Consider the following 24,282-nt stretch of genomic DNA (forward strand, 5'->3'; position numbering starts at 1 on the left):
ATGCTGATGGCTGCTTGAAGACAATCCTATTGCTGAGCTTCAGCAGGGCGTTGGTTTGGCTGTAGCTCAGCAGGCTCAGTATCGACAATTACAATGTCTTCTGAGGGTAACGGCAGCGCTAAGTTAGGGCCTTCTAGAATGATTCGTCTGCCAAAATATAGGGTTGTTGTAAATAGCAGCCCGTAGAGCGCAACGAACCCTATCAGCGAAGCGAAGACCTCCTCGGCTGGAATCTGAGAAGCCGCGTCAATGGTGCGAATTTCTCCATATACCGTCCAAGGTTGCCGGCCGACACAGCGTACAATCCAACCTGAATCAGTAGCGATGTAGCCTAGCGGCGCGGCAAAAATCCAGGCTCGCATCAACCACTTTTGTCTACTGATATTCTCGCTCGATAGCTGCTTGCGCCACCACTGCCATGTACTCCACAGCATTAGAGCCGCTAAGAAAAAGCCGATTGCAATCATGATCCGAAAAGCGTAGTAGATTAGGCCGATTTGATGAGGCCGATCTTCCGGTGCAAACGCTTTAAGCCCCTGTACCGGCTCCGAGAGCTTCGGTTTTAGCTCTAAGATCAGTCCCAGCGCTTCGGGTACGGCTATCTCAAAATCGTTTTTCTCGGCCTTGTCATTAGGCAAGGCTAATAGGCTCCAGTCGCCGCCTTCTCCGGCTGGAATGGTCTCCCAGCGAGCTTCCATCGCAGCGAGCTTAGTCGGCTGATAGTGATAAACCTGTTCGGCGCTGATATGACCGATGTAGATTTGAATCGGGGCAACGGTGATCGCACAGCCTAAGACAATCTTGAACGAGCGCGTGAAAAAGGCTTGATTTCGTCCTTTGAGTATGTACCAGGCGCTGATGCCGCCAATCACAAATAAGGACGTTTCTAGCGTGGCAAAAAACATGTGCAATACGCTGGTACGCATGAACGGATTGAACATGGCTTGAAAGTAATCATGAACGATAAACTTTCCGTCAATAAACTCACCCCCCGTAGGCGTTTGCATCCAGGAGTTGGCAATCAAAATCCAAAAGGTCGAGAGGTTGGCCCCAAACGCAACCATCACGGTAGAAAACAGATGCACATAGGGATTTACCCGCTCCCAACCGAATAACATGATGCCCAAGAAACCCGCTTCTAGCATGAAGGCCATCGAAGCCTCGAAGCCTAAAATACTGCCAAAGAAATCCCCGGTTGCTTCAGAAAACGGTGCCCAGTTTGTTCCAAACTGAAATTCCATTGGAATGCCAGTCGCAACGCCGATGCCGAAGTTCAGCACATAGAGCTTCGACCAAAACCTAGCGTGGTAGTAATAGTCAGGATTCTTCGTCTTTAACCATAGGATTTCGACCACGACAAGATAGATTCCCATGCCTGTGGTAAGTACCGGCCAGAGCATGTGAAAGATTGCAGTCAGGGCGAACTGCATTCGAGAGAGAATATAAGAATCGGGCAGAAAGTCCATTGAGAAGAAAACCTTCGAGAAGAAAACCTCGCAAAGCAGCACAAGACAATTTGAATCGCGTTTTGCGCTGTACAGAAACTGTGTAGCTTTAGTGGAATGCTATGATTCCATCGTTAAGACCATTGCGATCGCACTTTTTGTCTTTGATGAATGTATTGATCTGCCGATAGCGCCGCGATACAGCCCTCCGCCGCTGCGATCACCACCTGCCGAATTTCCTGAGCAATCACGTCTCCAACCGCATAAACCCCTTCAATCGAGGTAGACATCGTTTCCCTATCTGCCTTGATGTATCCTGCCGACGTGAGCGCGATCGACTGCCCTAAGAAATCCACGATAGGCAGATTGCCATGGAGATAGACAAACACACCTGCCACATCAAGCACTTCTTTATCATTAGCCGCATTGGCGACGGTAATGCCTTCTACATAGTCATGACCAAAAATAGTCGCAATAGACTTGTGCTCTACGACTTCGACATTTGGCAAACTGAGAATCTCTTCCATCTGTGCTTCTGAAGGAGCTTGCCCCTTCAAAAAGAGATAGATCTTGCCAGCCGATCTCGCGAGAATTTCTAACTCAGTAATCGCCTCGGGCGGTTCGCCAATTACCGCAACGGTCTTTCCTTTGTAGAAAGCAGCATCACAAATGGCGCAATAGCTGACGCCTCTGCCAATGAATTCGGCCTCTCCCTTGAGCCTAGGCTTGTGGCCCATCGATCCGGTTGCAACAATAACGGTTTTGCCACAGTAGCTCCGCTCGGTCGTCATTACCTCCTTGATCTCCGCTGCCAAATTGACGCCAAATACCTGAGTCTGAACAATCTCAGCGCCAAAGCCTTCGGCCTGCTGATGAAAGCGAGACAGCAGTTCTTCTCCAGAAACCGCCTGCGGCACGCCGGGGTAGTTCTCCATTCGATGGGTCATACTCAGCGCCCCCGCCATTGGATTTTTGTCTAAGACAACGGTTTTTAGGTTGGCTCTAGCGGCATAGATGGCGGCGCTGAGCCCGGCTGGGCCACCGCCAATAATCACGACATCATAAAGGGTTTTGTTTGGATTTGAGCCAGATTTCACAGCAGTATCTAACATAGCAAAGCCTGTTTTGTGGATGTTCTTATGTATGCACTAACGTTTGAGCGCAGTGCTAAGGATTAGCTCGCATAGAGGGTCTTGGCGGCATTCTCATTTCAATGGGCGTTTCTGGATCTGACACTTTTAATTAGAGCGACTAGATGATTATGATTACTTCAGCTATATACGCTAAAGATAAGTTGTGGGGAACTTGTGAAGAGATTCGAAGTGTTCTGATCGCTGACCAGTGAGATAGGCAGTGAGACAGGCGACACAACTTCCTCATATTCATCAACGATAAATAAGATTGATAGGCTTGAGGGTTGAAAGCTAATGTCTTTCTTAGCGTTAAAAGCAGGGTTGTTCTATTTCTTAGCCGTATTCTCTGCGGGGTTTGTGCTGGGTGTGGCCCGTATCTTATGGGTCGTCCCTCGTTTTGGTGCTAGAGCCGCTGAGCTGATGGAAATGCCTATCATGCTCATCGTGATGGTTGGCTCCGCTGCTTTTATTATTCGTCGTTGGGCCGTGCCTAGTGACTTGCCAGCTAGATTGTGCATGGGGCTCACAGCCTTAGGACTGTTGTTGTTTGCCGAGTTTGGCGCAGTTCTTCAGCTGCGAGGACTTTCTATTTCTGAGTATTTGGAAAGCCGCGATCCTGTTTCAGGCACTGTCTACTACCTGATGCTGCTGATACTGGCCGCTCTGCCTTGCTTCATTGGCCAGCGGAGCAATCGCCCTCCAGAAATATCCAAGTGAAGTGCTCAACCATTGAGGTCTAAGCGCTTATGTCTACAGTCATTGCGCCAGAATTTTCAAAGCAGCCAGAACTGGTTCAGCGAGAACTCGACCAGCCGTGGCATTCTCTCTCTACACAGCAAACCGCTGAGATATTGAGAAGTCATCTAAAAGTAGGACTAACTTTCGCGGAAGCCGCGCAACGACAGACGCGGTTTGGCAAGAATCAGCTGACCCCGCCCCCAAAGCCCTCTCCGCTTGTTCAGTTCTTGCGGCAGTTTCATCAGCCTCTCTTGTATATTCTGTTAGCCGCAGGCACCGTTTCGTTACTGCTACAAGACTGGATAGATGCGAGCGTCATTTTTGCTGTTGTTTTAATCAATGCGGTAGTTGGCTACGTTCAAGAGGCAAAAGCAGGAGAGGCTATGGAGGCGTTAGCAAAGTCTATCGTGACAGAAGCTACCGTTATTCGTATAAGAGAACCTCAAAAGCAACAGGAAAACCCGTATCAAATTTCAGCAGTTGATTTGGTGCCAGGAGATTTAGTGCGGATTGAGGCGGGTGATAAAGTTCCGGCGGATCTGCGATTGAGCCAAGCTAATCATTTGCGGATAGATGAATCCGCGCTAACCGGAGAATCTGTACCCGTCGACAAGGCGATCGCGCCGTTAGCAGATGACATTCCACTGGGTAATCGCCATAATCTAGCTTTCGCTGGAACGATTGTAACGGCTGGTCAGGGTGAGGGATTGGTGATTGCCATTGGAGAGGCTACCCAGACCGGACAAGTCTCAGAGCTGATTGAAAAAGGAGAGGATGTCACAACGCCATTGGTTCGTAAGCTGAAGCAGTTTAGCGTGCAGTTGCTCTATGTTATTTTGGCGCTGTCGATGCTGATCGTTGCCATTAGTTTAGGACAGGGAAAAGGGCTGAACCAAACCTTTCAGACGGCAGTTGCACTGGCTGTGAGCGGCATTCCTGAAGAGTTGCCTTCTCTGGTCACAATTGCCTTAGCGATTGGGGTTTCGCGCATGGCAGAGCGCCATGCCATTATTCGTAAGCTGCCTGCGGTAGAAACGCTGGGCAATGCCACGGTGATTTGCTCTGACAAAACTGGAACGCTCACTGAAAATCAGATGACCGTTAGGCAGATATATGCTGGGGGGCAGCACTACACCGTTAGCGGGACGGGCTATCGCTTAGATGGTGACGTGTGCTATCAAGAGAAACCCGTTGATTTGAGCAATCTACCTGCGCTAAGAGAATGTTTAACCTGCGGTTTGCTGTGTAATGAATCGAGTTTGCAATCTTCCGACACGGAGCAGCCAACGCTGACAGGAGACCCTACCGAAGGGGCCTTGATTGTCGCTGCTTATAAGGCCGGAATAGAGAATACCCTATCGCCAAACGCTCAGGCTTCGCAGCACTCAAGGCCGATGGAGTCGCAGCGTCAGCCGCAGCTAGACAGTATTCCTTTTGAGTCAGAGCACCGCTATATGGCCAGTCTACACGAGAGCGGCTCAGCGAGAGTTGCCTATGTAAAAGGTGCAACAGAAGTGATTTTGAGTCGCGCTGACAAGAGCCAAGACCGCGACGGTAAACCCGTTGAACTCGACCCTGCTGCGATCGAAGAGATGGCTGAAGCGTTTGCCCGTCAGGGCCTTCGGGTACTTGCTTTTGCAAAAAAGTCATTGCCGGCTACAACAGAAACACTTGAAAGGGAGATGATTGAGTCTGGCTTAGTCTTCTTGGGGCTGCAAGGCATGATCGATCCTCCCCGAGAAGAAGCTATTCAGGCTGTGCAGTCCTGTCAGGAGGCAGGCATTGAGGTCAAGATGGTGACGGGTGACCATATGACGACGGCCAAAGCGATCGCCCAAAAGATGCACCTAAGTCCGTTTCAGACATATTTAAATAACCAACATTCGAGTAACCAGCATTTAAATAACCAGCATTCGAGTAACCAGTATTCAAGTGACCTACCGCAAACCGAGCAAGCCCTACCGCAGGCGGTACCAGCGCTGTCAGGGCAGGCTATCGGCCAAATGGACGACGAAAGCTTTAGGAATGCGGTAGAAAACAGTGTGGTGTTTGCTCGCGTGGCACCGTCGCAAAAGCTGCGGCTGATTAAGGCGCTTCAGCACAACGGTCATGTGGTGGCGATGACAGGAGACGGGGTGAATGACGCACCGGCTCTACAGCAAGCCGACATTGGGATTGCGATGGGACGCTCTGGCACTGAGGTCGCCAAAGAAGCCGCCGATATTATCTTGACCGACGATAACTTTGCCTCAATTGAGGCTGCCGTCGAAGAAGGTCGAACCGTTTATCTAAATTTGAAAAAGGCGATCGCTTTCGTTTTACCTGTCAACGGCGGTGAGTCGCTGACAATTCTAGCTAGCGTGCTGCTAGGCACCGCGCTACCTATTCTGCCGCTGCAAATTCTCTGGATCAATATGGTCAGTTCTAGCGCATTGTCTATTCCGCTAGCCTTTGAGCCGCGTCCCAAAGGGGTGATGACATTGCCTCCTCGTCCGCCTCACCAGCCCCTACTCTCTCATAGTATTCTTTGGCGAATCGGTCTCATCTCTCTGTTCAACTGGGCGGTCACCTTTGGCGTCTTTGAATGGACGCTCTCTCGTACCGGAGAATCTGCGATCGCTCGCACCATGGCCGTGCAAACTCTCGTTGCCGCCGAAATCTTCTATCTGCTCTGTATCAGCCGCTTTCTTCCATCCGTATGGGCGCAGCTACGCCGAAAGCAGGAGCCGTTGGTGTATGCCCCGGCTATCGGCATTGCCTGCGTTTTAGTCGGGCAAATTTTGTTTAGTCAGCTGCCCCTACTGAATCATTTGTTCCATACGGTGCCGCTCAGCGCTAGTCAAGGACTGTTGTGTTTGGGGTTGGGATTACCCGTTGTACTCATAGAGTGGCTATTGAAATGGAAGAAGCCTTTGATATAGACACTTTCCATAACCAACTAACAAAGGCACAGCTAATGGCAACAAATGGTTCTCGAAACTTGCAGAAGTCTCACGGATGTTTGCTGCGCAAGCACGCCGCCAGAGGGTTAGCCATCCTGCTGATTTGTTTGCCTAGCGCCGCCAACGCTACTAGCGCACCTTTCGGGTTCTTCCTATCTAGGCACACGCTAATTGAAACGCCTCAGACTGATCAAAATGAAAAGCCTATAAAGGCTGACGAGCCGACAACAGAGAGAAAAGAAGAAAGTGATCGCGAGTCCCAGTTAAGGAATGAACGCACTGTTCTATACAATCTTGACGGCAGCGTTGCCAGCGAGTTTGCGGGCATCTTTTTTGAGATAACGCCGGACGGACAGCGCGTCATTACTTACTCTGTTTCGGCGTCTCAGTGGTACTTGTATACCCTAGATGGGACTGAGCATGCTGCCCTAAAAGGACACTTTCAGGGATTCACACCCGACCAGCAGAGCATCATTACCTATTCTCAGGGAAAGTCATATCTGTATAATCTAGACGGAGTCGAGCAGGCTACCTTTGCCGGGACTATTCAGTGGGGCACGGTAGATGGAGACTATTTGATCGCGGTTAGCGACGATCGCCCAGGATTCCTACTCTACAGCGCCGAAGGCAGTTTGCAGGCAACTTTTGAGGGATTTTTTCGAGGCTTTGTCCCCAGCGAGCAAAAGCTGGTCGTTACCGACAACGACGAATCTCGTCTCTACAATTTTGACGGCTCTCTAGACGCTACGTTTGAAGGTGTATTCCAGGTATTTACGCCTGACAGTAAGGGGGTAGTAACAGTTACCTATGGTCTTGAGCAACCCGCGAGTCGCTCTTTGCTATACGATCTAGATGGGACGCTAAGAGCAACCTTTAAAGGAGAGTTTTCGACCTTCTCCCCCGATGGAACTGCTTTGGTGACTGACTCTAGAGAATCGTCACAATCCTGGCTATATGGATTGGATGACCAGCAGCAGGCGACCCTGAAGGGAGACTTTATTGCGTTTTCTCGCGATGGACAGTCGCTGTTTACCTATTCCAACGCGGGAACGCATAGATATGCGCTCAATGGTCAACAGCAGGGCCTGTTTGCCGGTAGGTTAGTCGGCATCACCTCCGATGCTCAGCGGTTGGTGCTTGAGAGTCCTACCCAGCAAAGCTGGCTCTACGATATCGATGGTCGGCAGCTGTCTACGCTAGAAGGAATGTTTGTTGGGTTTATTTCTGACGAGCGCAGAATTATCACATTAGATATGGAAATTCCTGGGCTAAATGCCTCTGCGGAAGGTTTCTATCGCCTATACAATCTAGAAGGCAGCTTGCAAAGCAGTTTTCAGGGGCAGTTGCTGGGCCTGACGGCAACGGGCAATCAGGGACTGGTGCTCTATGCCGACGATGGCAAAAGCCATCTGTACGACAGCCTTGATGGCACAGAGCAGACTGCTTTTGAGGGTAGAGTGCTCGGACTAACGATAGATGAACAAGGTGTATTTATTGGCTTTTAGAGCCATTCGACGTAGGCTTGGCGACAGCTTGTAGTGGCCACAGCTCACTAAAGTCTTCGCGACCATATCTTCCAGGCGCGGCATGAGAGCCTTCTGTGATATCGAACCATACATAGTCAACGCCTGGTATAGAAGTGAGTGAATAAGTCACAGTGGCCAAGTAGCAGCTTGCCCCAGATGACCCCATTCGCTCTCCTAACTGTTGGTCGTCGGTTACGGTAATCGTGACGGTGTCTGCTTCTATCTGCGATTGCTCAATGATAGGCTGGTTAGAGGATTGAAAGCGGCCGTTGAGCTGTTCAATCACCTTTTCTACATTGGCGTTTGGCATCGCTTCGACCAGTTCAACTCGCTCGTGCTCGCCATTTTCTGGGTAGACGCACTGCCATATTCCCGTTTCTTTTTCATTGAACAGTTTTGATAAGAAATCCCTAACATCTTTTGTTGAGATGATAGATTCGGCTGAAATTTTATCTTCTCCTGAGCGGTTATCCTCTGAAATATCGCTGCCGAAGAAACGACAGCCCGTTGTTAGAGATAAAATCATCACTAAGCTCAAAAGCCCAATCTGCCTCGTTTTCGTGCCTATAAATCTTCTCATGATTCCTCTCATTACATTAGTCGATTCGCTGATCAGCTCGCTAGCGAACCCACTTTTAAGATTAGGTAAAGAGTCTGAGAAACTTGTGGTGTAACCGCACGGTGAATAATCAGTGGGTCGCTAAGTTACTGGCATTGGAATTAGGTTTACTGCTTTCGTTGATTAGCAGAGGAAGCAGCGCACAGAGGGCAATCGCAATCCAGTCTGTGGGCGCTAGCAGCGTCAGCGTCAGTAAGTTTCTCAAGCTAGGGATGAACATAGGCAGCAGCTGCAGCGCCAGGGTCAGGGCGATCGCGCCAGTGACATAAGGATTAGCGGGTAGCTGGCGATCTATCCACAAGTGTCTGCGCTCAGAGCGGCAGCTGAGCGTGTGCAGCACCTGTCCAATCGTCAGGGCCATAAACAGAATGGTGCCAGCTCGAACACCCACGCCGTACTGCTCAATGCCATACGCATAGGCAACCAGCGCACTGATAGAGATCATCACCGCTTCGAACCCGATGCGACCAAAGTCGGCGGTCTTGACGATGGGCGATTGCGGATCGCGCGGTGGCTGTGTGAGCACGTCATCTTCGGGCGGTTCTAGGGCCAGCGCCAAGCCTGGAAACACATCGGTCACCAGGTTCAGCCAAAGTAGCTGCATCACCGTCAGCGGCGAGCCTACGGCGATAGCGGTGACCAGCGCCGTCACCATGATCTCGCTGAGATTGGTAGAGAGTAAAAAATGAACAGACTTACGAATATTAAGATAGGTGGTGCGGCCTCGGCTCAGCGCGTCGACCAACGTTTTCAGGTTGTTGTCACCGATGACCACGTCCGCGACTTCATGAACGCCGTGGCTGCTGCCTGCCCCCATCGCGATGCCTACGTTAGCGGTCTTGAGCGCGGGCGTATCGTTGATGCCGTCGCCCGTCATCGCCACAATAGTGCCAGCGGCCTGCAGGGTTTGTACAATTGCTAGCTTGTGCGCCGGACTCACCCGAGAGAATACGTCGATTTGCTCGAAGCCAACAGGCGGGTTAGTTGATAGATCGCTCAGCGTGATCGCATCCATCACGCTCACTTCTGTCTGGCGGCTGATGTGGAGCGTTTGCGCGATCGCCCGCGCGGTGGAACTCTGGTCGCCAGTGATCATCACGGTTCTAATACCTGCCTGCTGAAAAGCGGCGATAAAGTCCGAGACGCCCGCGCGAATAGGATCGCTTAGGCCCGCTAGTCCTATCCAGATCAGGTTGTTCTTTGTTTTTGGCTTGGAGTTTGTTACTGAAAGTGTCTCTTGATGATACGCAAACCCCAATACGCGCAACGCTTCATCGGCTAGCTGTTGATTGTTTTGTTCTATTCGTTGCCGATCGGCCTCGGTTAGCATGACGACTTGTTCTCCTTGCAGTTGGCGATCGCATTGCGACAGTACCGCCGCTGGATTGCCTTTTACCGCCGTCAGAATTGTTGTCTGCTCTGCTGCTATCACCTGATGCACGGTGCTCATCACTGGGTGGGTCTGCGTCCGCAGGTAGCTAGCAATTAGGGGATACTGGCGGCGCAGATCGGCGGCATCTAGTCCGGCGGCTGTCGCCATATCGACCAGCGCCGTTTCTGTGGCTGAGCCCGTCATCGAAGCAGACCCGTCGGCCTGTATCTCTAGCTGAACGTCGCTACACAAAACAGCAATCTCCATGAGCTTCAGCAAGCTATAGTCTATCTCCGAGTTTGTTGCATCTGTGAGAGAATCGGCAGTTGATTCTGTGCCGACGCTCTGAGATTCTTGCTCGCTTTGAAGAAGCCCACTTTGAAGAGGTCCACTTTGAGGTCCGTTTTGAATAGAGAAGTCGTGAAAGTGACTAGCGTTGACCTGCACGGCAGAAACCGCCATCTTATTTTCTGTGAGCGTGCCCGTCTTATCGAGGCAAATCGTTTGAATCGCCCCTAGTGATTCCACCGCCGCCAGCGTCCGAATGAAGATTTGACGACGGCGCATCTCTCGAATGCCCAACGCCAGCGTTGTGGTCGCGATCGCCGGTAAGCCCTCTGGTACTGCCGCCACCGCTAGCGAGATCGCAATTTTGAGCATGGGCAGCAGCGCGTATCCTCGCACCACCCCGATGCCAAATATCAGGGCACAAATGCCGCAGCTCAGCGCGACTAGCTGCGTGCCTAGCTGGTTGAGCTGGCTCTGCAAAGGCGTATCGGCTGCGGTCGCGCTATCGACCAATTGTTGAATGTTGCCCAGCTCAGTTTTGGGGCCAGTTGCCACTGCGATCGCCTGACCTTGGCCGCTGGTGACTAGCGTGCCTTTATAGACCATATTGCCGCGTTCTGCCAGCGGTCTTTCTCCGGCGGCTAGCGCCTGCACCGTTTTTTCAACCGGACGACTCTCACCCGTCAAGGCGGCTTCATTCAGCGTCAGCCCCTGACTGAGGACCACCCGTGCATCCGCGGCCACCGTCTCGCCCACGCGCAGGCTGAGCAAGTCTCCTGGCACGACCGAACTCGTCTCAATCGTTTGGGTCTGTCCCGCTCGAATCACGTCAGTGTCCAAAGATTCCTGCGTTCTGAGGGCGCGAATAATCTTTTCTGACTGGCTTTCGGTGATATAGCCAATGACTGCATTGATGCCGACCACGCCCATAATAATTGCCGCATCCAGTCTGCCATCGGTAACCAAAGAGAGTCCGGCGGCCGCCGTTAGCAGCGCAACCGGTAGCGTAATCAGCTGGGCAAAAAAGATGCTGATCCCCGAGCGAGGCGCAGTCTCTGGCAGTTGATTTGGGCCATAGCGATCCAGCCTTGATCTGGCGTCAGCCTCAACCAGGCCCTGACTGAGCGAGCTGTTGAAGTGCTGCGCGACAGCCGCCGCTTCCATTTGGTGCCAGTCTTCCAAATCAAAATCGGTTGAGGGGGGCTGAGTCGGCTGAGTCACGGATTTTTGTGTCTCAAAAAAGATGCTCTAGTCTCGATGTAGTCTGAAAGAATGGGTCGTGAGAATTTTGATTTTGCTTGATCAAAAAGCTAGCCTCTGGCTAGTAGGCAACCTGGCCAGCCATCCCAATCGGTATTTTCTCCTCATGCTCGGGCTGTTCGGCCACAATGCATTCAGTCGTCAGCGTCATGGCGGCAACAGAAGCGGCATTTTGCAATGCACTGCGAGTCACCTTAGCCGGATCGACAATGCCAGACTCAAGCATATCAACAAACTGATCGGCGATCGCGTCATAGCCGACTTCAAATGGCTGTTCTTTTACCCGTTCTACCATCACGTCGCCTTTTTGCCCGGCGTTGGTCGTGATCCGATGAAGTGGGGCATACAGCGATCGCACCACGATCATCGCACCGACTAGCTCTTCTTCTGTCAAGTTATCCCTTGCCCAGGTTTCAAGCTGCGGGGCAATATGCGCCAGCGTCGCGCCACCGCCAGGCACAATCCCCTCTTCCACTGCGGCTTTGGTCGCATTGATCGCATCTTCAAGCTTGTACTTACGATCCTTCATCTCGGTCTCAGTTGCCGCACCGACCTTAATCACTGCGACACCGCCCGACAGCTTCATCAGGCGCTCTTGTAGCTGCGACTGCTCGTACTCAGACTCAGTCCTATCGATCTGTCGACTAATTTGAGCACAGCGGCCAGAAATGGCCTCTTCATTACCGTCTGCAACAATCGTTGTATTTTCTTGAGTCAGGGTAGCGCGGCGAGCCTCACCCAGCATTTCCAGCGTCACTTGATCCAACGTCATGCTAGTTTCTTCACTGATCAGCTCTGCGTTTGTCAATATGGCGATATCTTGCAGAATCTCTTTGCGATTGCTGCCTACGCCCGGCGCTTTGACCGCCGCAACTTTTAAAACACCCTTGAGGTGATTGATTACAAGCGTGGCCAGTGCGTCTTTCTCAATCTCATCAGCGACAATCAGCAGCGGTTTTCCAGTCTTAATCACCAGTTCTAGCGTCGGCAATAAGTCTTGTATACGAGTAACTTTTGCCTCTACCAGCAAAATATAAGGATCTTCTAGGACGACTTCCATCCGCTCCGAATCAGTGACGAAGTAAGGAGAAAGATAGCCGCGCTTAAACTGCATTCCTTCGGTAATTTCAAGCTCTGTCGTCATTGACTTGCCTTCTTCTAGGGTGATGGCCCCGTCGCGGCTGACTTCCTTCATTGCAGTGGCAATCATCTCTCCAATCGTCGCATCGTTACCCGCCGAAATGGTCGCCACCTGCGCGATCGCCTGGTTGTCTTGTACCGGCTGGGCGTGCAGCTTAACCCTGCCCACGACAAAATCAGTGGCTTTCTCAATGCCGCTTCTGAGGGCGATCGCACTGGCACCAGCTGCCACATTCCTGAGCCCTTCTTTAATCATCGCGCGGGCTAGCACAACTGCTGTGGTCGTGCCATCTCCGGCAACATCGTTAGTTTTGGCAGCGGCCTGACGAATGAGTGAAACGCCCGTATTTTCCAGGTGATTCTCTAGCTCAATACTCTTGGCAATCGTCACGCCATCGTTGATGATTTCGGGTGCGCCAAACTTACTTTCGATCACAACGTTACGTCCCCGAGGTCCCAAAGTCACGGCAACCGCTTCTGCCAAAATATCGATGCCTACTTCTAAGGCGCGGCGAGCTTCATCGCTGTGAAGAATAGCCTTGGGCATGGTAAATTGTTCTCCTAAACTAAGGACGCTACAATAGTTTCAATAAAGTCTTTGTCTAAAACAAATCCGGTTCTTTTTGTTTCAGCTTTGATGTGGATATCTGAATGTCTGGCCAATATCTAGAGCGCAAGCTTTCCTATATCTACTTAACTACAGCTCACTCTAAAAGAGCAATATGAGGAAGTTGTGAACCTATAGGCGGCGTGAGCTAATAGATAAAACCATCTTGGAAAAGCCACCAAATAGTGGTGGAAATTGTTATTATGTATATGGAGGTTGTAGAGAATCCTCCTTCCCACATAGACAACTCAAGGCAAGGTCTCTCTAGTAAGAGTTAGAGGAAAGTCCCACCTAACCTCAGGCTCAGGAAGAGCCAGCTATGTGAAGGTCTGAAGGTCTGTGCAAACTCTGTAAACACAAGAAAAGGTTCGGGAGGAACCCTTTGCACGATACTGTCAGCCCTGAGTAGCCAAAATAAAGGATTCGGCCAGCTGATAGGCTAGGTGCGATCAGCTCTACCTCTACCTCATGGATTGTCCGCATTGCCACTCGCCTCATATCTCGCAGCTCCAGCGCAAAACCCATCTAGGCTATACCATGTTTCGCTGCAAACGCTGTCGCCGGACGTTCAATCAGCGCACAGATACGCCATTTAATTTTGTGGAAGTCCCAACAGACATTATCTTCCAGGTGTTGCTCTGCCGCGTCCGCTATAAGCTCAGCTATCGGGATGTGGCTGAGTTCTTTTTGCTTAGAGGCTTTCAGTTTACCCACGAAACTGCAAGGGATTGGGAGGAACGTTTCCTACCTCATTTTACAGAGCAGATTAGAACAAAGCGAAAGGGCAAAGTCGGCAAATTATGGATGATTGACGAGACTTACGTGAAAGTCTGTGGGCAGTGGTGCTACCTCTACCGAGGCATTGATGAAGATGGCAATCTGGTAGACGTTCGCCTTAGCAAAACTCGCGACATGGCTGGCACCAAAGCCTTCTTTGCTCAAGCCATCGATCTGCACGAGGACGCTCCTGACAAGGTCGCGACCGATGGCTTAGCATCTTACCCACGGGCGATTGAAGAAGACTTAGGTGAGAAAGTTCAGCATGAAGTCCGCCCCTGCACAGCCAATCCAGTTGAACAAAGTCATCGGCGCATCAAACGCCGCTATTATCCAACCCTGGGGTTCGGTGAGTTTGAGGCTGCGCAGAGATTTTGCAGAGCAGTCGATGAAGTTGGCAACTTCCTGAGGCCTCGTAGCCGAATGGCAGAATTCGTGTGCCTTGGCGATCGCAGAGCGCAGTTACTGAAGGGAGTTGAAGAATTGGAAGATCTGTTCCAAGCTTCCTAAACAGAAATAGGGGTAGGTGCGATCACACTACTGATGAGCAGGTGAATTGTGGCTACTCAGTCCTGACAAATTCTTTCCCATCGCTCAGGCGGAAGGTCAACCATGAAGCCTAGTAGAGCAATGCCAGCATTGTTAATCAAAACATCAGGAACGACATTCAGCTGCTGTGTGTCGGCGTAGAGGGCTTCGCACCCAGCATCATCTGCCAAATCAAGATCTAGACAAGCCATCACCTTCCCCGTAACGCTCTCTGCTTGTAGCGTGTTGAGCTGTGATGACAGATTGACAGACGGATGGTCGGTCAAAATTAGCTGGCAGCCCTTCGCTAACAGTTGTCGGGTCAGTGATTGGCCAAAACCGCCTCCGGCTCCGGTAATCAAAACTGTTGCGGCGTTAAGTTGAGTCATGGTGAGCCCAGGCACGGAAACCTTAAAAAACTGCTGCTAGCCAATGAGAACAATGGGATGAAAGAATAAGTAGAAGAACAAATGGGCGAAATTTAGCGGCTTACGGACTGGGTTGTATCAACGGAGAAGGTGTGATGAGCGATCGCAAGTCTAGCTACGATTTAGTCGTTTTTGGCGCAACGGGATTTGTAGGTCGAATTCTGTGCGGTTATTTGCTTAGCCAAGTTGGGGTAAATGAGTCCGTTAACTGGGCGATTGCCAGTCGATCAAAGGCCAAGCTCGAAGCTCTCGTTACCGAACTGGGTACTGAGGCAGATGGCCTACCCTATATGACGGCTGATGTCACTGATGAAGCTAGCTTACAGGATTTGTGTGCTCAGACCCGAGTTGTGATTTCCACAGTTGGCCCCTATGCCCTGTATGGGGAGCCTTTGGTAAAAGTTTGCGCTGAAACGGGCACCGATTACTGCGATCTGACCGGGGAACCTCAGTGGATTCGGCAAATGATCGAGCGTTATCAAAAGATTGCCAAAGCCTCCGGGGCGCGCATTGTCCACTGCTGTGGGTTTGATTCTATCCCGTCTGATCTGGGGGTTTACTATCTGCAACAGCAGGCGCAGCAGCGGTTCGGACAGGCGTGCGATCGCATCAAAATGCGAGTTAAATCAGCCCAAGGGGGCGTTTCTGGCGGCACCGTTGCCAGCGGCGTGAACTTGATTCAAGAAACTCGGATCAGCCCCGAACTGCGTCAGGAACTGGATAATCCTTATTCTCTATGCCCAGATACGTGCCTAGACACGCGCCCAGATACGCACCCAGAGATATCTACAGAAATATCTACAGGGACGCCACAGGCTGCGGTACATCCACCAACCCTGGTTCCGGTGCAATATGACCCAGACTTTCAGGCGTGGGTGTCCCCCTTTGTAATGGCAGCTGTTAACACTCGTATCGTCCTACGCTCCAACGCCCTGCTGGGCTACCCCTACGGCAAAGGCTTCCAGTACGAAGAGGCGGTATTGACAGGGCCCAAAGCTACTGGCTGGCTAACGGCTCAGGGCCTTAATTTGGCCATGGGTGTCCTAGCGGTAGCCATGCTTTTCTCGCCTACCCGTTGGCTCCTAAACAACACAATTATCCCGCAGCCAGGAGAAGGGCCGAGTCAGGTGTCTCAGGCGCAGGGATTTTATGACTTGCGCTTTTGGGGTGTTACCAACAAAGGCGAAACCATTGAGGTTAAGGTGATGGGCGATCAAGACCCCGGCTATGGGTCTACGGCAAAGATTTTAGGCCAGGCAGGGCTATGTATGGCGCAGGATTTTGCTAGCGCTGATAAGCCGGGGGGATTTTGGACGCCCGCATCGATGTTTGGCAACAGTTTGATAGAGCGGCTAGAGCAGGCGGCTGGATTAACATTTGAGGTGCTTTGAGCTGGAGTGCCTGAAGCTATAAACATGGACGTTCATGAAGCTTCCGTGGTAGATTCTCTTTTCTCTTCATGACAAATCTGTTGGATAATGTTGCATCTTGATATGGCTACTACCGGGATGTTGCCGCTATCCACATAAGTTCCCCAAATTCTTTGAGTAGGCTCTAAGGCAACAAGCCATAAGCAATAGGTAACAAGCAACAGACTGCGCGAGCTATCTATGCCGAGCCAATTACCCAAGCTTGAGTCGAAGGAGCACAATGAAAACAGATTATTTAATTGTAGGCAGCGGCCTATCGGCGTTGGTCTTTGGTGCGCTGATGGCAAATGCGGGTAAGCGAGTGCGAATCCTAGAGTCTCATGAGCATCCCGGCGGATTTGGTCACACTTTTACGCTGGCCAAGCAATATACATTTAACGCTCAGCTTCACTACGTTTGGGACTGTGGCGAAGGGCACACTGTCAACCGGGTGCTAAAGCGGCTAGGGCTCGATGAAAAGATTACTTTCGAGCGCTATGACCCCGATGGCTTTGACCATATGCACATGCCGGGATATCAGCTAGAGATTCCTTCAGAGATGGCGGTGCTTCAGCAGCGGCTCGATCAACTGTTTCCAGAGGATCGCGATCGCATTCACCTATTTCTTAACGAAGTCCAAAAAATTCGCGCCGGACTAAGACTACTCTCTCCTCCCATGCAGCCGCTTAGTCTGCTGAGCCATCTTGGAGAGGCGATCGCCACCGCGCGATATATGAACTACACCCTACAAGATGCGTTTGATCAGTTTGCACTGCCCGAGGCCGCACAGACGCTGCTAGCGCTACAGTGGCCCGACTTTTTGCTTCCTCCTAACCAGCTTTCTTTCTATGCCTGGATCATCTTATTCACCAGCTATCAAGAAGGCGCCTTCTATCCGACCCACCATTTTGACTCTGTGGTAAACGCACTAGTCGCCGCGATTGAGAGTCGGGGTGGAGAAGTGTTGTTATACCAAGAAGTGGTTGACTTTTTGATGATGAACAAAACGGTCAGAGGCGTTCAGACATTCAACCGGAAAACGCATCAAAATGAAGAATTTATTGCTGATACGATCATCTGCAACATGGATCCGAAACGGGCCGCTAAGATGATCGGTCTCGAAAAGTTCTCTCATTCCTTGCAAAAGCAGCTGAGCTATGATTATTCGCCCTCTAACTTTATGGCGTACTGCGTCGTCAAGGGCATCGATTTGCGAGACTACGGATTCGGAAAGTGGAATACTTTTCACACCGAGCAGCCCAACCTAAACGTGGCTTTTGAGCAAATGTACGAGCAGAGTGATTTTTCTTCTCCTAGCTTTGCCATCACCACACCAACGCTGCTGACCAATGCCGAACGAGACTGCCCAGCAGACTGCCAGATTATTGAATTTCTCACTGTCGCCAACTACGATACTTTCCGCAACTTGCTATCGACGAGCCGCAAACTCTACGTCCAAAAGAAAGCAGAGATCTTAGAGCGCATTCTAGACATTGTTGAAGCGAACTACATTCCTAATCTCAGAGAGCATATTGTTTTTAAGGTGACGGGTAGCCCCACTACGAACGAACGCTTTTGCAACTGTCCGGCGGGCAACTCCTACGGCTCTAGCCTGACGCCCAAGAACATGGGCCTGGGGCGATTGAGCCACCGCAGCTCGCTAAAGCACTTTTACTTTTGCAATGCCTCTTCTGGCTACCCTGGCTTTGCGCCAACGTTTTGGACAGGCGCTCTGCTGTATCAAAGGCTATCTGGCGACATGATTTTAGGAGAGTAAATTTTAGAAGGACAAATTTTAGGAGAGTAAATCTTGGCGAAATAACTTTAGGAGAATAGGTGATGAAAATTGCAATCATTGGCGGCGGCGCTAGCGGCATGGCTTCAGCCTATCTGCTTGATCAGCAGGGACATGAGGTGACTGTATTCGAGCGTCAGGCAGCGCTAGGCGGACATATTCAAACGTTGAACCAAAACTTGTGGCCCAATCGCTCAAACTGCGAGCAGGTGCTGGAAAATGGCGTTCTAGAATTTCCGGCGGTGTTTCACAGCTTTTTCTCACTGATGCGGATGCTAGACGTCGAACTAGAGCCGGTTAATATTGGCTCGGCGCTATTCTTTAAAGGTGGACGCCACTTTCTTTCGGCTGGCATTATCCGCAGCAATTTTACTGGGATTCAGCGCCTGTTAGAGTATCTTCGCCTAGATACGCTCTACGCCCGCTCTGCCGCGTTTTGGGCAAAGATGCAGCTCTGCGATCTGCAAGACTTTCGCGATCGCCCACTCTCGGCCTATCTATCGGATGAAAATGCGAGAAACACATGGCTAAAGCTGCTAACGATGTACAGCTACTCGATGGCCTTTGAGCGAATTGATAATTTTCCAGCGGAGATTGCGATGCCCGTTCTGCGGCGGTACATTTTTACCGATTGGTTTCGGATTAAGGGCGGTGTTTATTCTTATATTCAAAAGATCTTAGAGAGATTTGGCGGCAGGATTGTTTTAAATGCGGATGTACGCGTGATCGCCCGCGCTCAGACCAACGTTACTATTCTTCTCCCAGAAGGGCCACAGCAGTTCGATAAAGTTGTCTTTGCCACTCCGCCCGACCAGGTGCTAAAGCTGTTGGCGTCTCCTACGGCTGCCGAACGCCAACGCTTTGGTCGCTGGCAAGCTAACCATATAGAAACGACGCTTCATCGTGACACCAGCCTGTACGATCCCTACGGTATTAAGCGGCCCTCGGAGTTCGACTTTTTTCAGACGGATACGGGTTGGGGCTACAACGCGGCGCTCAACCAGCTCTGCGGCGTCACTTCACCCCAGCGATACTCTCTCGCTTTTAATCTCTCTGAGCTGATAGATCCGAACCAGGCCATCCATATCCAAACGCACCACACGCCGCTATATACCGTTGAGGCAGTACGCTACCGCAACGAGATTGTTGCAACGAACGGAGAGAACAATACCTACCATGCGGGGGCCTATTTAGGCGATGGGCTGCATGAAGGCGCGATCGCCTCAGCAATGAAGGTGGCCGCACTGATTGCCGATCAATCATCTTCAACGTCACCTTTGGCATCACCTGCAACGTCACATTCAAGATCACCGAGCGCAGACCAGATATTCGCAGGTGCCTACGATCGACCATTCTTCTAACGCATCTGAAGGCACAGAAAGCACAATCGGAGAACCCGCTCGCGTCGGTAGCTGAAGCTGGAGCGATCGCGCTTTTTTGGCTTTGTATAGCAGGCTCTGGATGTCGTATTGTCCTACATTCGGATCGGGCAGAGCGCCCATAAACTGCTGGCGAGTCACGTTAGGCACGCTAAACTGCTCGCCGGTATCGGTGGTAACCACCAGCGGCTGAACTGCATCGAGCTGGACGCTGGGCGAGACTGTTACTAGCCGCAGATAAAAGCCGCGATCGCCCTCCATCTGCTTGAGTGCGGTCACCTCCCAAGCATGGTTGTACTCGTCCAATAGCTCCACTTGAGACTGATAAATCCACTGGTTAGCCTCTTTCAAAAAGCTGACCTCAGCCACGGCAACTGGCGTTGCGAACCAGCCGATCAGCACAAGAATCAGGGCCAGCAGCAGCGCCAGCTTGAGCGGTTTCTTGTAGAAGTAATGCATTGAGGCTGGATAAGCGATGATGCGCCACCCCAAACCGACGACCACCGACAAAGCAACGAAGCTAATAAGCAGTTTCACGATAGGGTTCCTCCGGTGAATATATCCTTGGCTGTGGCAAGGTTTCTGCATCTCGGTTGAGCCAGGTAGACAAAGTCGCTGGTGAATGAACTTTATCTAAGAACGCTTTGAGCGCTTTTTCTTCCAAAGTCTCTTCTTCCAGCAGCTTTTGAGCAATTTCCTCTAGCACATCTTGATTTCTGATCAAGATTTCCACCGCCATCTGGTGCGCTTCCTCGACTAGAGTAATCATCTCTTCGTCTATTGCTTCGGATAGATGAGGACTAATGGCTCGACGCGGCTGTGCATAACCTTCTAGAAACGGCGACTGGCTGCGGTCGACGGCAATGGGGCCAAGAATGGGGCTCATGCCATACAGGGTAATGCAGCGCTCCGCCAAGTCAGTTGCTTTTTGAATATCGTCACTAGCGCCCGTAGAGAGCCGATTAAAGACGATCTCTTCGGCGGCACGCCCGCCTAGCAAGGTCACTAGCTGACCGCGAATCTCGCTTTCGACCATCAAAAAGCGATCGCCCTCTGGTCGCTGCAGCGTGTAGCCCAAGGCCGCAATGCCGCGCGGCACAATCGAGATTTTTTCAACCACGCCCGCGCCGGGCATCAGCGCTCCCACAATCGCATGTCCAGCTTCGTGGTAGGCAACCGTCCGCTTTTCTACGTGGTTGAGCACGCGAGACTTTCTCTCTACCCCGGTCAAAATTCTCTCTGAAGCTTCATTAAAATCGGCCATCGTCACAGCAGCATGGTCACGACGGGCGGCGAGCAGCGCTGCCTCGTTCACTAGGTTGGCCAAATCAGCTCCCGCAAAGCCGGGGGTGCGGGCGGCCAGCTTATCTAAGGCGACATCTTCAGCTAGGTGAACGTCTTTTGCGTGGATAGCGAGAATGGCCTCTCGCCCTTTCTTATCTGGTCTATCTACAACGATGCGGCGGTCAAAGCGGCCTGCTCTGAGCAAGGCCGGATCTAGCACTTCGGGTCGGTTGGTCGCGGCGAGGAGAATGACGCCTGCGTTAGGGACAAAGCCATCCATCTCTGCTAGTAGCTGATTGAGCGTTTGTTCTCTTTCGTCATTGCCCGCAAACCGATTGTTCGATGCGCGAGATTTGCCAAGCGCATCCAGCTCATCAATAAATACGATGCACGGAGCCTGCTGCTTCGCCTGCTCGAAGAGATCTCTGACCCTCGAAGCGCCCACGCCCACAAACATTTCAATAAATTCAGAAGCTGAGATGCTGAAGAAAGGAACGCCTGCTTCACCAGCGATCGCCCTAGCGAGCAATGTTTTCCCCGTGCCGGGTGGCCCCACTAGCAAAACGCCCTTTGGAATCTTTGCACCCAAGCTCACGTATTTTTGGGCATGCTGCAAAAAGTCTACAATCTCTTGCAGTTCGGCCTTGGCCTCATCTACGCCTGCGACATCGTCAAAGTTAACGCAGCTGCTGCCTTCTAGATACATGCGGGCTTTGCTTTTGCCCACGCTAAGCAGACCACCGCCCTGAGTGCGATTCGAGAAGCTGGCCCAAATCATCCACAGCAGCAGCAGTGGCAGCAGCAGCCCAAAGAATCTGCCGATGCCACTGTCGGCAACCGCTTCTATTTCTACGTTGTGCGATCGCAGTATTCCGGGTAGCTCAGCGTCATTTTGTAAGGGCACTGTTATCCGCTGGATAGGTGCGTCATCTGCTGTTACTGGCGCCAAATCTGGTAACGGCTTTAGCGTATAAACAATCTGTTGACTGCTTATACTCGCCGCAGCCACCTGACCGCTCTCTACCTGCTCAATAAACTGACTGTAGGGCACCCGGTCTTTTCGCGGGGCGCGGACAACGACCGCCATGACAATAAACAACCAGGCCAGTAACAGAAATAAGCTACTTGCAAAAGCTCTGTTGTTAGGGGCAGCGTTGTCAGGGCGGTTGGAAAGGGGCGGTGTATTTTTAGACATATGACTGAACCCAAGCGTAATTTCTGTGGATATCCTGCCGGAGTAGGTTCAGTGTATGTAGAGAAGCTGATGAACTTGTGAGCGATCGCGATTACTACCTTTCTGGTGATTTGCTGTCACTTTGTAGGCTCATGCTGACGCTACTGGCAGCGTAAAGGAAAAGCAGCTACCTTCACCTAGCGTGCTTTCAACGGCGAGCGTGCCACCGTGCTGTTCAACAATGCGGCGACAGATGCTCAGACCAATCCCGGTACCCCCTTCACGTCGCGTATCAGAAGCATCCACCTGCGTAAAGGATTCAAAAATTATCTTGCATTTCTCGGGTGGAATACCGCGCCCTTGGTCTCGAACTTTGAAGCGGACTGCCTGGTTCAGGGTTTCTGGTTTCTGGGTTTCTGATTTCTGAGTTTCTGGCTCCTGGTTCTCTAGCTTTTGCTTCTTTTGCTTTTGTTTTTCTGGGGTAGGAGGCTCTTCTAGCTCTACGCTCAGCCAAATCTTGGACTTTTCGGGTGAAAATCTAACCGCATTGTGTATTAAGTTGTTTAGAGCCTGAACCAGGCGATCGCCATCTGCAACTATTTCAATGCCTGGATCGTTCACCGTAAGCGTGATGTCTTTTAGGACGCTGACTGTTTCAAAAGACTGAGCAATTTTCTGAGTAATCTCTTGTGTATTGAGCGATCGCTTTTTTAATAAACTCTTGTCAGATGCCATCCATTCCAGCTCTAAAATAGAGTTGACCAGCTGCACCAGCCTCTCTGAGCTGTTAGCAACAACGTTCAGCAGCGCTTTTCCTTGCTCTGAGCTGCTAGAAACCAACCCCTTAGTCAGCAGCTTAATTCCGCCATGAATCGCCGTTAGCGGCGTGCGCAGCTCGTGGCTGACAACCGAGATAAATTCGGCTTTCATCTTCTCAATCTCGGCCCGCTCGGTGATATCCTCGCCGATGCTTGCAGTTCCAATAGTCCGACCCTGACCGTCGGAGAGTAGCGTGTTGTTCCAGTTGATCAGAACTTCCTGGCCATTGCGGTCATAAATCACATTGGTATGACGCAGGTCATCAGCAAGCGTAACGGTTTCGGTTTGGCAAAATAGCTGTTCAAAGTATCGTTTGCAATCGGCTCGATCCTCGGCGGGTATAAAACGCTCAAACCAATCTGTGCCAATGATTTCTGAGTCTTCGTATCCGGTTAAAGAGAGAAAATAAGGATTGGCGTAGGCGATCCTACCCTCGCGATCTAGACCAACGACGATCAGATTGACATTATCCAGTAGCATCCGCCAGCGATACTCGGCCTGTCGCAAGTCGGCGGTTCGCGCCTCTACCCTACTCTCTAAGCTGGTGTTGACTTGTCGTAGTGCCTGCTCGGCCTGCGTTGTCTTCTGATACGCCGTCGATAGGGCGATATGGTCTTTCTCTAGCTGTACGTAGGCCGCTTTCAATTCTGGGTCAGCTTCTGGCTGTATGGCCCTGGGGGCTACTGGCTCTTGTGGCTGGCCAATAGTCAGGTTCATTGCCCGTAGCAGACTGCGGTGAGTCACGATGCCCAATAGTTGCCCTGTATCGTCTATGACAGGCAAGTGATAGGTTTGAGACTGCTGCATCTTTTTGGCGATCGCCTGAGTATCTTCTAGCTCAGTGGCCTTTAGCATCACTGGCTGTGGAGGCGTGATGGCTGCTAGCGTCGTCTTGGCGATCGCCGATGTGTCAGCGATTGTCTCCAAGAGCAGCTGATTGGTCACCACGCCTAGCGGCCGCTGCTGCTTGACGACTAGAATATAGTCCGTTTGAGCCGCTTGCACACAGACGATTGCTCTATCGAGCAGCGTTTCTGGCGGCAGCATTAGCGGCACCGGAATGATAGCGCTGCTGGCGATCGCTGATTGATCTGTTTTTGATCTATCTATTTTTGACGAGTGAGGTGACGATCCCGGAAGGTCAAAGTGTGTCATACGAGGTCACAGCAGCTTCTCATTAAGTACAGACTGACAGAGTACGTAGCTATACCGACTGCTGAGATAGGAGTCAATCTTGATAAGCTAGATTGTTTTCACTGATTTTATTTGACAAGTATGAGGGACTTGTGACGATGGTTAGCATCAGCTAACCATTAACCTCCCCCACCCTATCGGTTGATCCTGTAGGTGGAGGTGGGTTGGTAACCTATGTCACTCAGCCAATGTCTCATAGTTGTGTGTATACGGCCCCCTATCTGAAGAACAAAAAAGCACCGAACATCTTGTAGGAGAACGGACTATCAGGGGCAAATACTCTTACTGACGCAAAGTAAGGCAATGGTAACTGGCCTGATAAATAGCTAGATTTTGCTTAGGTTTTTGTCCTCTCACAAGTTCTTTATATTTTTGACTCAAGATTACGATGTGAGGAGGCAAAGACAGGTTGTTCTTTCTTCTTT

At 51.2% G+C, this 24,282-nt stretch carries 16 protein-coding genes; 7 read left to right on the forward strand and 9 right to left on the reverse strand.

The window, feature by feature from the left end:
* Positions 1 to 26: 26 nt before the first annotated feature.
* Positions 27 to 1,466, reverse strand: a complete 1,440-nt coding sequence (locus S7335_RS20200; protein ID WP_006458481.1) for a cytochrome ubiquinol oxidase subunit I — start codon at positions 1,464 to 1,466, stop codon at positions 27 to 29.
* A gap of 113 nt (positions 1,467 to 1,579) precedes the next feature.
* Entirely contained in the window at positions 1,580 to 2,557 is a 978-nt protein-coding gene (locus S7335_RS20205; RefSeq protein ID WP_006457847.1) for an NAD(P)/FAD-dependent oxidoreductase, read from the reverse strand.
* Positions 2,558 to 2,872: 315 nt separating this feature from the next.
* Between S7335_RS20205 and S7335_RS20210 the strand changes: the two genes are divergently transcribed.
* Genes S7335_RS20210 through S7335_RS20220 form a run of 3 tightly spaced genes read left to right on the forward strand, consistent with a single transcriptional unit; the run spans position 2,873 to position 7,763 of the window.
* Positions 2,873 to 3,295 (forward strand): hypothetical protein, encoded by a 423-nt coding sequence (locus tag S7335_RS20210; RefSeq protein ID WP_006458124.1) that lies wholly within the window; start codon positions 2,873 to 2,875, stop codon positions 3,293 to 3,295.
* A gap of 29 nt (positions 3,296 to 3,324) precedes the next feature.
* On the forward strand, positions 3,325 to 6,237 hold the full coding sequence (locus S7335_RS29250; protein ID WP_006457990.1) for an HAD-IC family P-type ATPase: 2,913 nt from the start codon (positions 3,325 to 3,327) through the stop codon (positions 6,235 to 6,237).
* On the forward strand, positions 6,216 to 7,763 hold the full coding sequence (locus S7335_RS20220; RefSeq protein ID WP_006458138.1) for a WD40 repeat domain-containing protein: 1,548 nt from the start codon (positions 6,216 to 6,218) through the stop codon (positions 7,761 to 7,763). The genes S7335_RS29250 and S7335_RS20220 overlap by 22 nt, the downstream gene beginning before the upstream one ends.
* Here S7335_RS20220 and S7335_RS20225 read toward each other — a convergent pair.
* The 3 genes from S7335_RS20225 to groL form a co-directional block, all read right to left on the reverse strand.
* Positions 7,750 to 8,310 (reverse strand): hypothetical protein, encoded by a 561-nt coding sequence (locus S7335_RS20225; RefSeq protein WP_198011471.1) that lies wholly within the window; start codon positions 8,308 to 8,310, stop codon positions 7,750 to 7,752. The two genes, S7335_RS20220 and S7335_RS20225, sit on opposite strands and share 14 nt — an antisense overlap.
* 163 nt (positions 8,311 to 8,473) lie before the next feature.
* Entirely contained in the window at positions 8,474 to 11,284 is a 2,811-nt protein-coding gene (locus S7335_RS20230) for a cation-translocating P-type ATPase (RefSeq protein WP_006458482.1), read from the reverse strand.
* A 100-nt stretch (positions 11,285 to 11,384) separates the two neighbouring features.
* Positions 11,385 to 13,010, reverse strand: a complete 1,626-nt coding sequence (groL, locus tag S7335_RS20235) for a chaperonin GroEL (RefSeq protein ID WP_006457968.1) — start codon at positions 13,008 to 13,010, stop codon at positions 11,385 to 11,387.
* Between the two features lie 597 nt (positions 13,011 to 13,607).
* On the opposite strand from groL, the gene S7335_RS20240 reads away from it, so the two are divergent.
* The gene (locus S7335_RS20240; RefSeq protein ID WP_006457764.1) at positions 13,608 to 14,357 is read left to right on the forward strand and encodes an IS6 family transposase; all 750 of its coding nucleotides are present in this window, start codon (positions 13,608 to 13,610) and stop codon (positions 14,355 to 14,357) included.
* Between the two features lie 56 nt (positions 14,358 to 14,413).
* On the opposite strand, the gene S7335_RS20245 is transcribed toward S7335_RS20240, so the two are convergent.
* Complete coding sequence (locus tag S7335_RS20245; protein WP_006457853.1) at positions 14,414 to 14,764, reverse strand: SDR family oxidoreductase; 351 nt, start codon at positions 14,762 to 14,764, stop codon at positions 14,414 to 14,416.
* A gap of 134 nt (positions 14,765 to 14,898) precedes the next feature.
* Between S7335_RS20245 and S7335_RS20250 the strand changes: the two genes are divergently transcribed.
* The 3 genes from S7335_RS20250 to S7335_RS20260 all read left to right on the forward strand — a co-directional run bounded on the left by S7335_RS20250 (position 14,899) and on the right by S7335_RS20260 (position 19,368).
* Positions 14,899 to 16,194 carry a trans-acting enoyl reductase family protein gene (locus S7335_RS20250; RefSeq protein ID WP_006457787.1) on the forward strand — a complete coding sequence of 432 codons (1,296 nt, stop codon included), beginning with the start codon at positions 14,899 to 14,901 and terminating at the stop codon, positions 16,192 to 16,194.
* A gap of 259 nt (positions 16,195 to 16,453) precedes the next feature.
* A complete protein-coding gene (locus S7335_RS20255) occupies positions 16,454 to 17,989 on the forward strand; it encodes an NAD(P)/FAD-dependent oxidoreductase (protein ID WP_006458303.1) in 1,536 nt (511 codons plus the stop codon).
* A 62-nt stretch (positions 17,990 to 18,051) separates the two neighbouring features.
* Positions 18,052 to 19,368 carry an FAD-dependent oxidoreductase gene (locus tag S7335_RS20260; RefSeq protein WP_006458108.1) on the forward strand — a complete coding sequence of 439 codons (1,317 nt, stop codon included), beginning with the start codon at positions 18,052 to 18,054 and terminating at the stop codon, positions 19,366 to 19,368.
* On the opposite strand, the gene S7335_RS20265 is transcribed toward S7335_RS20260, so the two are convergent.
* The 3 genes from S7335_RS20265 to S7335_RS26275 form a co-directional block, all read right to left on the reverse strand.
* On the reverse strand, positions 19,315 to 19,923 hold the full coding sequence (locus S7335_RS20265) for a DUF3122 domain-containing protein (RefSeq protein ID WP_038019296.1): 609 nt from the start codon (positions 19,921 to 19,923) through the stop codon (positions 19,315 to 19,317). The two genes, S7335_RS20260 and S7335_RS20265, sit on opposite strands and share 54 nt — an antisense overlap.
* Positions 19,907 to 21,865, reverse strand: a complete 1,959-nt coding sequence (gene ftsH, locus S7335_RS20270; protein WP_006458408.1) for an ATP-dependent zinc metalloprotease FtsH — start codon at positions 21,863 to 21,865, stop codon at positions 19,907 to 19,909. Before ftsH ends, S7335_RS20265 begins: the two co-directional genes overlap by 17 nt.
* A gap of 129 nt (positions 21,866 to 21,994) precedes the next feature.
* Complete coding sequence (locus tag S7335_RS26275; protein ID WP_006458114.1) at positions 21,995 to 23,818, reverse strand: ATP-binding protein; 1,824 nt, start codon at positions 23,816 to 23,818, stop codon at positions 21,995 to 21,997.
* Positions 23,819 to 24,282 lie beyond the last annotated feature (464 nt).

The sequence above is a fragment of the Synechococcus sp. PCC 7335 genome (assembly GCF_000155595.1).
Lineage (GTDB): Bacteria > Cyanobacteriota > Cyanobacteriia > Phormidesmidales > Phormidesmidaceae > Phormidesmis.